General features: G+C 65.0%; 12 protein-coding genes. 11 read left to right on the top strand and 1 reads right to left on the bottom strand.

The features are described from left to right. The first annotated feature begins 8 nt into the window (after positions 1-8). The 8 genes from crcB (at position 9) to AWB83_RS18950 (ending at position 6,850) form a co-directional block, all read left to right on the top strand. A complete protein-coding gene (gene crcB / locus AWB83_RS18985; protein ID WP_087047157.1) occupies positions 9-386 on the top strand; it encodes a fluoride efflux transporter CrcB in 378 nt (125 codons plus the stop codon). A gap of 167 nt (positions 387-553) precedes the next feature. Further along, positions 554-1,027: a GNAT family N-acetyltransferase gene (locus AWB83_RS18980; protein ID WP_087047156.1), complete on the top strand. Its 474-nt coding sequence runs from the start codon at positions 554-556 to the stop codon at positions 1,025-1,027. A 126-nt stretch (positions 1,028-1,153) separates the two neighbouring features. Next, positions 1,154-2,683 carry a histidine ammonia-lyase gene (gene hutH, locus AWB83_RS18975; protein WP_087047155.1) on the top strand — a complete coding sequence of 510 codons (1,530 nt, stop codon included), beginning with the start codon at positions 1,154-1,156 and terminating at the stop codon, positions 2,681-2,683. Beyond that, the gene (hutC, locus tag AWB83_RS18970) at positions 2,680-3,375 is read left to right on the top strand and encodes a histidine utilization transcriptional repressor HutC (protein WP_087047154.1); all 696 of its coding nucleotides are present in this window, start codon (positions 2,680-2,682) and stop codon (positions 3,373-3,375) included. Before hutH ends, hutC begins: the two co-directional genes overlap by 4 nt. Positions 3,376-3,380: 5 nt before the next feature. Beyond that, the gene (locus AWB83_RS18965) at positions 3,381-3,950 is read left to right on the top strand and encodes a HutD/Ves family protein (protein WP_087047153.1); all 570 of its coding nucleotides are present in this window, start codon (positions 3,381-3,383) and stop codon (positions 3,948-3,950) included. Positions 3,951-4,003: 53 nt separating this feature from the next. Next, positions 4,004-5,395, top strand: coding sequence for a formimidoylglutamate deiminase (locus AWB83_RS18960; RefSeq protein WP_087047152.1), 1,392 nt, complete (start codon positions 4,004-4,006; stop codon positions 5,393-5,395). A 9-nt stretch (positions 5,396-5,404) separates the two neighbouring features. After that, a complete protein-coding gene (hutG, locus tag AWB83_RS18955; protein ID WP_087047151.1) occupies positions 5,405-6,208 on the top strand; it encodes an N-formylglutamate deformylase in 804 nt (267 codons plus the stop codon). A 333-nt stretch (positions 6,209-6,541) separates the two neighbouring features. After that, entirely contained in the window at positions 6,542-6,850 is a 309-nt protein-coding gene (locus tag AWB83_RS18950; RefSeq protein WP_087047226.1) for a DUF4148 domain-containing protein, read from the top strand. A 191-nt stretch (positions 6,851-7,041) separates the two neighbouring features. On the opposite strand, the gene AWB83_RS18945 is transcribed toward AWB83_RS18950, so the two are convergent. Then, complete coding sequence (locus AWB83_RS18945; RefSeq protein WP_244197796.1) at positions 7,042-7,782, bottom strand: TetR/AcrR family transcriptional regulator; 741 nt, start codon at positions 7,780-7,782, stop codon at positions 7,042-7,044. A gap of 364 nt (positions 7,783-8,146) precedes the next feature. Here AWB83_RS18945 and AWB83_RS18940 point away from each other — a divergent pair, with 364 nt between their 5' ends. The 3 genes from AWB83_RS18940 (at position 8,147) to preA (ending at position 12,158) form a co-directional block, all read left to right on the top strand. Next, positions 8,147-9,427, top strand: a complete 1,281-nt coding sequence (locus tag AWB83_RS18940) for a Zn-dependent hydrolase (protein ID WP_087047150.1) — start codon at positions 8,147-8,149, stop codon at positions 9,425-9,427. 87 nt (positions 9,428-9,514) lie between these two features. Further along, positions 9,515-10,849: an NAD(P)-dependent oxidoreductase gene (locus AWB83_RS18935; protein ID WP_087047149.1), complete on the top strand. Its 1,335-nt coding sequence runs from the start codon at positions 9,515-9,517 to the stop codon at positions 10,847-10,849. A 22-nt stretch (positions 10,850-10,871) separates the two neighbouring features. After that, entirely contained in the window at positions 10,872-12,158 is a 1,287-nt protein-coding gene (gene preA, locus AWB83_RS18930; RefSeq protein WP_087047148.1) for an NAD-dependent dihydropyrimidine dehydrogenase subunit PreA, read from the top strand. Positions 12,159-12,207 lie beyond the last annotated feature (49 nt).

Here is a 12,207-nt window from a genome sequence, read left to right as displayed (position 1 = left end):
ACACTGACATGTATCTGTCGATCATCGCCGTGGGGCTCGGCGGCGGACTGGGGTCGCTCCTCAGATGGGTCCTCGGCTTGCGCCTGAACGCGATTTTTCCGAATCTGCCGCTCGGCACGTTCGCGGCGAACGTCATCGCGGGCTACATCATCGGCGTGGCGGTCGCCTTTTTCGCGCGCTTTCCGGACCTCTCGGTGGAATGGCGGCTTTTCATCATCACCGGGCTGATGGGCGGCCTGTCCACGTTTTCCACGTTCTCGGCCGAAGTGGTCGCGCATCTGCAGCAGGGGCGGTTCGTCTGGGCGCTCGCGGAGATCGCGATCCACGTCTGCGCGTCGCTCCTGATGACCGCGCTCGGCATCGCGACGGTGGCGGTCGTTTCCTGAGACGGCGCGGCGCGCACCACATCCCGCATGGCCGTTTTTCATCCATTTGACGTTTGCGCACGCCTGCTTCCCGCGTGCCTTTCCGCATTTCCTTCCCGCGTTTTCAACGCAAGACCCACGCTGCATCGGCAGCGGCTTTTTCTTTTGACAGTAAAGAAGGTGACGATATGCCAGGGCTCCCGCTCATCGAAATCAGACCGTATCGTGCGAGGGACCTCGACGGCGTGATTGATCTGTTCCAGCGCGCGGTGCGCGAGACGGCATCGGCCGACTACAGTCCGGCGCAGATCGATGCATGGGCGCAAGCCGACCGCGACGAGTGGGCGCTCGCCCGCATGAGCCGCCCGACCTGGGTCGCGCTCGTCGGCGGCGAACTCGCCGGCTTCGCGGATCTGGAGAAAAACGGCCTGGTGGACATGATGTTCGTTGACCCGAAGCATCAGCGCACGGGCGTGGCGACCGCGCTCCTCGCGCGCGTGGAAGCCGAGGCGGACGAAGCCGGGATCACCTGCCTGCACACCTACGCGAGCGTTACCGCGCGGCCTTTCTTCGAATACTGCGGCTTCACGATGCTGCTCGCGCGAGCGGTCGTGGTGCGCGAGCAGAGGTTCGTCCAGTTCGTGATGGAGAAAGTGTTATAGCGGAATCTGTATAGACAACCAGGTAGTCAAAACCGCGAAATGACCTAGTGAAATCCCGGATCCCCTCTTGTTTCGTTCTGTTTGCCCGTTTAGACTTGAGTCTAACTTGTATAGACAGGACGAATCATGATCACGCTCACCCCCGGAAAACTGACTCTCCCGCAACTGCGCCGCATCGCGCGAAGCTCCGACCCGCTCAAGCTCGATCCGGCCAGCTTCGACGCCATCGACGCGAGCGCGCGGGCCGTCGCCGCGATCGTGGCCAAGGGCGATCCGGCCTACGGCATCAATACGGGCTTCGGGCGGCTCGCCAATACGCACATTCCCGCGGATCAGCTCGAACTGCTGCAGAAGAATCTCGTGCTGTCGCACGCGGTGGGCGTCGGCGAGCCGATGTCCCGTCCGGTCGTGCGGCTGCTCATGGCGCTCAAGCTGTCGAGCCTCGGGCGCGGTCATTCAGGGATCCGGCGCGAGGTCATCGAAGCCCTCATCACGCTCTTCAATGCCGACGTGCTGCCGATCATCCCGGTGAAGGGCTCGGTCGGCGCATCGGGCGATCTCGCGCCGCTCGCGCATATGTCCACGGTATTGCTCGGCCTGGGCGAAGTCACGATTCGCGGCGAGCGCGCGAGCGCGACGGATGGTCTCGCGGTCGCCGGCCTGAAGCCGCTCACGCTGCAGGCGAAGGAGGGCCTGGCGCTGTTGAACGGCACGCAGGCGTCGGCGGCGCTCGCGCTCTATCACCTCTTCGCGATCGAGGATCTGTTCCGCACCGGGCTCGTCGCGGGCGCGCTGTCGGTGGATGCGGCGGCGGGCTCGGTCGTGCCGTTCGATGCGCGCATCCATGAGCTGCGCGGCCATCGCGGCCAGATCGAGGCGGCCACGGCCTATCGCACGCTGCTGAAGGGCTCGGGCATCAACCTGTCGCACGCCGACTGCGACAAGGTTCAGGACCCGTACAGCCTGCGCTGCCAGCCGCAGGTGATGGGCGCCTGTCTCGACCAGATGCGCCACGCGGCCGAAGTGCTGCTCGTCGAATCGAACGCCGTCTCCGACAATCCGCTGATCTTCCCCGACACCGGCGAGGTGCTCTCGGGCGGCAACTTCCACGCGGAGCCGGTCGCGTTCGCCGCGGACAACCTCGCGCTCGCCGCGGCCGAAATCGGCGCGCTGGCGGAGCGCCGCATCGCGCTCTTGATCGATGCGACGCTCTCCGGCCTGCCGCCTTTCCTCGTGCGCGACGGCGGCGTCAACTCGGGCTTCATGATCGCGCATGTGACGGCGGCCGCGCTCGCGTCGGAGAACAAGACGCTCGCGCACCCGGCATCGGTCGATTCGCTGCCGACTTCCGCGAACCAGGAAGACCACGTTTCGATGGCGACCTTCGCCGCGCGCAAGCTCGGCGACATCGCCAGCAACACGGCCAACATTCTCGCGATTGAGCTGCTCGCGGCGGCGCAGGGCGTCGATCTGCGCGCGCCGCATCAGACGAGCGCGCCGCTCCTCGAAGTGATGAAGACGCTGCGCGCGCACGTCCCGCATTACGACCTCGACCGCTACTTCGCGCCCGACATCGCCGCGATCGCGACGCTCGTGCAGGAAGGCGCGGTCGCACGGCACAGCCCGTTCGCGTTCGCGTCGGAACAGCCGGCATGAACACGCCCGCGTATCAGGAGATCAAGGACTACATTCTCCAGCGCATTCACATCGGCGAGTGGAAGGAGGGCGATCAGGTGCCCTCGGAGAACGAGCTCGCGCGCGAGTTCAAGGTCGCGCGCATGACGGTGAACCGCGCGCTGCGCGAATTGACCTCGGAGCAGGTGCTCACGCGCGTACAGGGCGCGGGCACGTTCGTCGCGCAGCCGAAATACGCGTCGACGCTCGTCGAGATCCGCAGCATCTCCGACGAGATCGTCGCGCGCGGTCATGAGTATCGCGCTGAGGTGCTGCATCTGGGCGCGTCGATCGTCGACGAGGCGCTCGGCGCCGAAATGCATCTGGCGCTCGGCAGCCCGGTGTTCCATTCGCGCGTGCTGCATTTCGAGAACGACGAGCCGGTGCAGATGGAAGAGCGCTACGTGAATCCCGTGCTCGCGCCGGAGTACGCGCGGCAGGATTTCACGACGATCACGCCGAATCAGTATCTGATGGCGGCGGCGCCGTTGCAGCGCGTCGAGTATCGGATCGAGGCGGCGGTGCCGTCGCCGGAGATTCGCCAAGCGCTCGCGATGACGGAGCACGAGCCGTGTCTGCTGCTGCATCGGCGCACGTGGTCGCGCGATGCGGTCGCCTCGGTCGCGAATCTCTGGCATCCGGGCGACCGCTACCAATTCACCGGGCATTTCTGAACATCATGATGATTCGCGCCGATTCTCTGGTGCCCGTGCCGTGGAAGAACGGCGGCGGCGTCACGCGCGAGATCGCGGCGGGGCCGCAAGGCGCGTCGCTGGATGCGTTCGCATGGCGTCTGTCGCTGGCGGACGTGGCCGCGGATGGCGCGTTCTCGACCTTCGCGGGCGTCGATCGCGTGCTCGTGCTCCTCGACGGCGCGGGCATGCGTCTGACCGACGCACACGGCTGCGTTCATTCGCTCGATGCGCCGCTCGCGATCGCGCGCTTTGCAGGCGAAACGCCGATCCACGCGACGCTTCTTGCCGGACCGACGCGCGACTTCAACGTGATGACGCGCCGCGACCGCGCACGCGCGACGGTCCAAGCGCATGAAGAACCGGCTTCGATCTCGCTCGAACACGACGTGACGTTCATTTTCTGCGCGCGTGGCCGGATCGATATCAAGCTCGCCGACGACAGGCGTCATACGCTCGAAACAGGCGACGTGCTGCGCCTGGACGCGGCGTCGGCACTCGCGTGCGAGTCGCGGGATGGCGGGTCGTGGCTGCACGTCGGCATCGACCTGCTGTAAAGACGGCGAACGGCTCGACAGTAGCCGCGCATCGACATAAAGGGAGACAGGACATGAATGCTGCGCATCGCGCATTTTTCGCGGATCACGCACGTCTTGCCGATGGCTGGCGGCGCGACGTGCTGTTCGAATGGAACGATGACGGCACGCTCGTGCGCGTTACGCCCGACAGCGCCGCGCCCGCCGGCGTCGAGCGCGCCAGGGGGCCGGTGCTGCCCGGCATGCCGAACCTGCATTCGCACGCGTTCCAGCGCGCGATGGCGGGCCTCACCGAATATCGCGCGAGCGCCGCCGACACATTCTGGAGCTGGCGCGATCTCATGTATCGCTTCGCCGCGAAGATCGGCCCGGAATCGCTCGCGGATATCGCACACTGGCTCTACATCGAGATGCTGAAGGCGGGTTACACGTCGGTGTGCGAGTTTCATTACGTGCATCACGCACCCGATGGCAAGCCGTACGCGAACCGTGCGGAACTCGCCGGGCGCGTCGTCGATGCGGCGGAGCGCGCGGGTATCGGCATCACGATGCTGCCCGTGCTCTACGAGTACAGTGGCTTCAACGCGAGCGCGCCGCGCGACGATCAACGGCGCTTTCTCAACACGCCCGACTCGCTGCTTGCGCTGATCGATACGCTCGCCCGCGCGCAGCCCGAGAACGGCGCGCGCCGCTACGGCGTCGCTCCGCATTCGCTGCGGGCGGTGTCGGGGGAATCGCTCGCGGCTTTGCTCGAAGGGCTCGATGCGCGCTTCGGGCGCGCGCCCGTGCACATCCACATCGCGGAGCAGGTCGCCGAAGTCGAAGCGTGTATCGCGGCCACGCGGCAGCGTCCCGTCGAATGGTTGCTCGACCGCTTCGAAGTGGACGAACGCTGGTGCCTCGTGCATGCGACGCACGTCGATGCGAACGAATGCGCGCGTCTCGCGGCGAGCGGCGCGGTCGTGGGGCTGTGTCTCACGACCGAGGCGAATCTCGGCGACGGCGTGTTTCCCTCGCGCGAATATCTCGATGCGGGAGGGCGCATCGGTGTCGGCTCGGACAGCCATGTCGGCGTCGACTGGCGCTCGGAATTGCGCCTGCTCGAATACGGCCAGCGATTGTGCCGGCGTCAACGCAACGTGCTCGCGTCGACGACGCAGAGCCGGCCCGCGGATCGTCTCTTCGACGCCGCGCTCGACGGCGGCGCGCACGCGACCGGCCGTGCCGTCGGCGTGCTCGCGCCCGGCAAGCGCGCGGACTGGCTCGTGCTCGACGAGGCGCATCCCGGCATCGGCGGCCATGCGCGCGAGACGTGGCTTTCGAGCACGGTTTTCTGCGAGCACGGCGAGACGCCGATCCGCGATGTCTTCGTCGGCGGCCGCAAGGTGATCGATGCGCGCCGTCACGCGCAGGAAGACGAATCGCTCTCGCGCTATCGCGCCGCATTGCGCGATTTGATGGGCTGAGGTCTTCAAATGAACGATTCTTCCGTTTATACGCTGGAGCGCGGCAGCGCACCGCTGCTGATCTCGATTCCGCACCGGGGCACGCAAATTCCCTGCGCGCTCGCCGACGAGATGACGCCTGTCGCGCGGCGCGTCGAGGATTGCGACTGGCATCTCGAGCGGCTTTATGCGTTCGCGCGCGAGCTGGGCGCGTCGATTTTGACGCCGGAGTACGCGCGCTATGTCATCGACCTGAATCGTCCGCCCGACGACGCGAATCTCTATCCCGGCCGCGACACGACCGGGCTGTGTCCGGTCGATACGTTCGACAAGGAGCCGCTCTACAAGCCGGGGCGCGAACCGTCGCGCGAGCAGATCGAGGCGCGCCGCGCGATGTACTGGCAGCCGTATCACGACGCGCTGGCCGGCGAACTCGATGCATTGCGGCGGGCGCATGGCCGCGTGCTGCTGTGGGAGGCGCACTCGATCCGCTCGGCGGTGCCGCGTTTCTTCGACGGTCGTCTGCCGGACTTCAATTTCGGCACGGCCGATGGCGCGTCGGCGGCGCCGGGTCTCGCCGAGCATCTGGCCGGAATCGTCGAGCGGGATGGTCGTTATTCGACGGTGGCCAATGGACGCTTCAAGGGCGGCTACATCACGCGCCGTTATGGCCGGCCGGCGGACGGCGTCCACGCGGTCCAGCTGGAACTGACGCAAGTCACCTACATGAAAGAATCGGCGCCGTTTTCTTACGACGAAACGCTTGCGGGCAGCGTGCAGCCGCTCCTGCGCGACCTCATTGCGGCGGCGCTCGCTTACGTGGCGGCTGCGTAAAACCTGTCCGCGACATGGCGATTCGCTGACGGACGGGTACTGGCAGGATCGCGTGGAATCGATTTCACCGATGCGCCGCCCCCTGATCGACTAACTAATATTCAATAAAATCAAACAGTTGAGGCGGAATGACGGCCTGCTTTGCCGGCCGACGCCGCTTCTCCGCGCGAAACGCATTGTTGCGATCCGAACAATTATGTTTCGTGGAAATTGGGGTTTCCCCTAGGTCGCTAGCCTCCTACACTGTTTTCAAGCGAAACGAAATCAGAAACCGCTTAAAAAGCTTCTGATCGAGTTTCGATTTCAAAACAAGACTATTGGAGGTTCATCATGATCAAGGCATTCGTTCCCGCACTCGTCATCGCTTCGGCTCTGGCAGCTCCGACCTTCGCGTTCGCGCAAAACAACGGTCCCGTGACCCGCGCACAAGTTCGCGCAGAGCTGGTTCAACTGGAAAAGGCCGGCTACAACCCGGCGTCGGATCGCGTGGACTACCCGCAAAACATCCAGGCCGCCGAAGCACGTGTGAATGCTGAAAACGGGGTGTCGGCCTACGGTGCTTCGACCGCTGGTTCGTCGGATTCGGGCGCCCGTGCGAACGTGCCGATGTCGGGCCGCAACTCGGTCTACTTCGGTAACTAATCGAAGTACGCAGTCTGATTCAAGGCTGCGGCAAGCAGGGCAGTAGAGGTAGAGAGCAGTAGCGGTTGCGGTGGCAAGCAGGAGCAGTAAGGCAGCACAGGCAGTATTTGCGAGAAGCGCAGTACAGCAGTAAGCAATACAGCAGTAGGCAGTAAGGCGAACGCCGGCCGCTATTGAGCGGCCGGCGTTTTTTATTGCCCTTGTCGCGTCGGCGGTTCGGAGCCGGCAAGCGCGCGTCGTTCTTCTGCGGTGCGCGGTGAAACCGCGCCGCACGCACGAATCACGAGTCGCACGACTTCCTCCGTCTGTTCATCGAAGGCCTTGCGCGTGAGTGCGCGCTTGCCCTTGAGCGCGCGGATCTGCGCATCGAAGTCGGCGTAGTGCTGCGTGGTCGCCCAGATCATGAACATGAGCGTGTCCGGCTCGACCGGCGCGAGCAGGCCGCGCGCGATCCAGCTTTCGATCACGGTCACGCGCGTATCGAGCCAGGGTTTCACGCGTTCGTTGAGAATGTCCTGCATGTGATGCGCGCCGTGGATGATCTCGCTCGCCCACACTTTCGAGCCGAGCGGCCTTCTTCGCGACAGCTCCATCTTCGCGCGCACATAGCCGCCGATGGCTTCGACGGGATCGTCGCTGCATTCGAACGTATCCGCCGCGCGATGCCAGTCCTCGAAGAGATCCTCCAGCACGCGGCGATAGAGCGCGAGCTTCGTCGGGAAGTAGTAGTGCAGGTTGGCCTTCGGCAAGCCGGCGCGTTCCGCGATCATCGCCGTGCTCGCGCCTTCCAGTCCTTTCTCGGCGAACACTTCTTCCGCGCAGGCCAGAAGCTGCGCTTCGTTGCTCTCGCGGATCTGTGCGCGGCGCCGCCGCAAAGGCGGCGTCGCGTCCTCGTTTCCGGTGATGCCGTTAGCCGGGTCGTCGTGTCTCATCGTCGAGTTCTTCCGCCGTGTGTGCCGCATCGTGCCTCAATCGCGACTTTCGTGCACGCCGCGCTGCATCGCGACGAAAGCGCCGGCGAACCCAATGTTCTCCGATGCTGCATCGCAATGGCACGCTTATCGCTTTGTTTGCCGGGACACGAAAGACGTTGATTTGCTTATTTTAATCGGCTACAACCTGTCCAACCGGACAGGATTTGCAGAGCGCCCGAAAATCGAAGAAGCGCGTCGCCGGCATCATTCATCGCAGAACAGAAATCGTGCACCGGGCGCGTGCAGCGTCGCACCGCAAGCGCCCGGCATGCACGAACCCAGGTCACTCACATACGAAGTCCGATCGTAAGGAGCGAGGCGAATGAACGCTGTAACGGATGCAATCAGAGAGGCTGGTCTCGATACGTCCATCAAGGTGAACGGCCAACGTCTATGGGACAGCCTCATGACGATGGCCAGAATCGGCGCGACGCCAAAGGGCGGCGTCTGCCGCCTGGCGCTGACGGATCTCGACAAGGAAGGCCGCGACCTCATCGTCAACTGGGCGAAGGAGGCGGGCTGCACGGTGAGCGTCGATCAGATGGGCAACGTGTTCATGCGGCGCGCCGGCCGCAACCCCGACGCGCTGCCCGTGATGACCGGCTCGCACGCCGACTCGCAACCGACGGGCGGGCGCTTCGACGGCATCTACGGCGTGCTCGGCGGACTCGAAGTGATCCGCTCGCTCAACGATCGCGGCATCGAGACGGAGCATCCGATCGAAGTCATCATCTGGACCAACGAGGAAGGTTCGCGGTTCGCGCCGGCGATGGTCGCATCGGGTGTGTTCGCGGGCGTGTTCTCGCTCGACTATGGTCTCTCGCGCAAGGACGTCGACGGCAAGACGATCGGCGAGGAACTGAAGCGCATCGGCTATGCGGGCGATCAGCCGTGCGGCGGCCGCAAGCTGCATGCGGCGTTCGAGCTGCACATCGAGCAAGGGCCGATTCTCGAGGCCGAGAACAAGACGATCGGCGTCGTGACCGATGCGCAAGGCCAGCGCTGGTACGAGATCACGTTGACGGGCCAGGAGGCGCACGCGGGCCCGACGCCGATGCCGCGCCGCAAGGATGCGCTGCTCGGTGCATCGCGTGTGGTGGATCTCGTGAACCGCATCGGTCTCGACAACGCGCCGCTCGCATGCGCGACGGTCGGCATGATGCAGGTCCACCCGAACTCGCGCAACGTGATTCCGGGCCGCGTGTTCTTCACCGTCGATTTCCGTCATCCCGACGATGCCGTGCTCGCGCGCATGGACGCGGCGTTGCGCAAGGGCGTCGAGCGCATCGCGGGCGAGATCGGCTTGCAGACCGAGCTCGAACAGATCTTCTACTACGAGCCCGTCAGGTTCGATGCCGCATGTGTGGCGTCCGTGCGCGCCGCAGCGCAACGCTTCGGCTACTCGCATCGCGACATGGTGTCGGGCGCGGGCCACGACGCGTGCTATCTCGCGCAGGTCGCGCCGACGTCGATGGTGTTCGTGCCGTGCGTCGACGGCATCAGCCATAACGAAATCGAAGACGCCACGCAGGAGTGGATCGAGGCGGGCGCGAACGTGCTGTTGCACGCGATGCTGGAGCGCGCCTCGGAACCGGCTTCGTAACCGGCACTTTTTCATTCTTACGTTCAAGCCGTCCGCGATCCGACACGCGGACGGAAGGCACCCTCACGCCCAAAAAAAGGAACGCGCATGACCATGAAAGCCATCGGCGATATCGCGAGCCATCGCCTGACGCAGGAGCAGCTCGCGTGCGAATTCTCGGACGTCGCGCCGCTGCTCGACGCCACCGCCGCGGCCGCCGCCGCGAGCCGTTGCCACTATTGCTTCGACGCGCCGTGCGTACAGGCGTGTCCGACGCAAATCGACATTCCCGGCTTCATCCGCAAGATCGGCAACGGCAACCTCAAGGGCGCGGCTGTCGACATTCTTTCCGCCAATCCGCTCGGCGGCATGTGCGCGCGTGTATGCCCGACCGAGATCCTCTGCGAAGGTAGTTGCGTTCGCAACCATCGGGACGATGAGCCCGTGAAGATCGGCGCGTTGCAGCGTCACGCGACCGACTGGGCGATGGCCAAGGGCGAGCCACTGTTCAAGCGCGCGCCGGAGACGGGCAGGCGCATCGCGATCGTCGGCGCGGGACCGGCCGGGCTTTCGTGCGCGTACCGGGTCGCGCTGGCGGGACATCGCGCCGTGATCCTCGATGCGCGTGAGAAACCGGGCGGCCTGAACGAATACGGCATCGCCGCGTACAAGACGGTCGAGGATTACGCGCAGCGCGAGATCGAATGGCTGTATTCGATCGGTGGCATCGAGATCAAGACCGGCGTGTCGCTTGGCCGCGACTTCACGCTAGAAGAACTGCGCAAGCAGTACGACGCGGTGTTCATCGCGTTCGGACTGGCGGGCGTGCGCGAGCTGGCGCTCGAAGGCGAGTCGCTCGATGGCGTGATGAACGCGGTCGATTTCATCGAGCAGGTGCGTCATGCGGACGATCTCGCGAGCGTGCCGGTCGGGCGTCGCGTGGTCGTGATCGGCGGCGGCAACACCGCCGTCGATGCGTGCGTGCAGAGCCGCAAGCTCGGCGCGACGAGCGTGACGATGGCGTATCGGCGCGGCGTCGGGAACATGAGCGCAACGTGGGCCGAGCGCGAGTTCGCGCAGACGAATGGCGTCACGATCGTCACGCATGCGAAGCCCGTGCAGTTGATCGGCGATGACGGCCGGGTGACCGGCGTGGCGTTCGAGCGCGACGCGGAGCGCTTCGTGATCGAAGCGGACATGGTGCTGAAGGCGATCGGCCAGACGCTCGTGCCAGTCGGTATCGACAAGGAGCTGCTGACGCTCGACGGCGGACGCATCGTCACCGATGAGAACCGTCAGACGACGCTTCCGAAGGTGTGGGCCGGCGGCGATTGCGCGACCCACGAAGGACTCGATCTCACCGTGCAGGCCGTGCAGGACGGCAAGCTCGCGGCGGCGTCCATCGACGCGTCGTTCGAGCTGACTGCGATCAAAGCCGCCTGACCATACAAGGAGCCGAACGAACATGGCCGATCTGACTTGCAACATCGCCGGCATTACATCGCCGAACCCTTTCTGGCTCGCATCCGCGCCGCCGACCGACAAGGCCTACAACGTCAATCGTGCGTTCGAGGCAGGCTGGGGCGGCGTCGTGTGGAAGACACTCGGGCTCGATCCGCACGTCGTCAACGTGAGCTCGCGCTACGGCGCGGTGCAATGGAACGGCCAGCGCATCGCGGGATTGAACAACATCGAACTGATCACCGACCGTCCGCTCGACGTGAATCTGCGCGAGATCGAGCAAGTGAAGCGCGACTGGCCCGACCGCGCGCTGATCGTTTCGCTGATGGTTCCGTGCAACGAAAAGGACTGGAAGTGGATCCTCACGCAGGTCGAGGACACCGGTGCGGATGCGGTGGAGCTGAACTTCGGCTGCCCGCACGGCATGAGCGAGCGCGGCATGGGCGCGGCCGTGGGGCAGGTGCCGGAGTATGTCGAGATGGTGACGCGCTGGGTGAAGGAAGGCACGAAGCTGCCGTGTCTCGTGAAGCTCACGCCGAATATCAGCGACATCCGCATGGGTTCGCGCGCGGCGTTCAAGGGTGGCGCGGACGGCGTATCGCTCATCAACACGATCAACTCGATCGTCGCCGTGGATCTCGACCAGATGGCGCCGATGCCGACCGTCGACGGCAAGGGCACGCACGGCGGCTATTGCGGCCCGGCGGTGAAGCCGATCGCGCTCAACATGGTCGCGGAAATCGCGCGCGATCCCGAGACGCCGAACCTGCCGATCTCGGGCATCGGCGGCATCTCGTCATGGCGGGACGCTGCCGAGTTCATGGTGCTCGGCGCGGGCAGCGTGCAGGTGTGCACGGCGGCGATGCACTACGGCTTTCGCATCGTGTCCGATCTCGCTGACGGCCTCTCGAACTGGATGGACGAGAAAGGCTACGCGACGCTCGATGAGATCCGCGGCCGCGCGGTGCCGAACGTCACCGACTGGAAGTACCTCAATCTTAAGTACGACATCAAGGCGCGCATCGATCAGGACAAGTGCATCAAGTGCGGGCTGTGCCATATCGCGTGCGAGGATACGTCGCATCAGGCGATCCTGAAGGAGAAGGACGGCAAGCGGCATTTCGAGGTGGTGGATTCGGAATGCGTCGGCTGCAACCTGTGCATGCACGTGTGCCCGGTCGAGCAGTGCATCACGATGGAACGCGTCGATGCAGGCGAGTACGCGAACTGGACCACGCATCCGAACAACCCCGCTCGCGTGGATGCGGAGGAGCCCGCGAAAGCGGCATGAATCAACGTAGCGCTCGTCACTGATCCCCACGGCCGCGATGCTTGCACGG

It is taken from the genome of Caballeronia ptereochthonis, assembly GCF_001545075.1.
Taxonomy (GTDB): domain Bacteria; phylum Pseudomonadota; class Gammaproteobacteria; order Burkholderiales; family Burkholderiaceae; genus Caballeronia; species Caballeronia ptereochthonis.
This window is presented reverse-complemented; position numbering and strand designations above follow the sequence as displayed.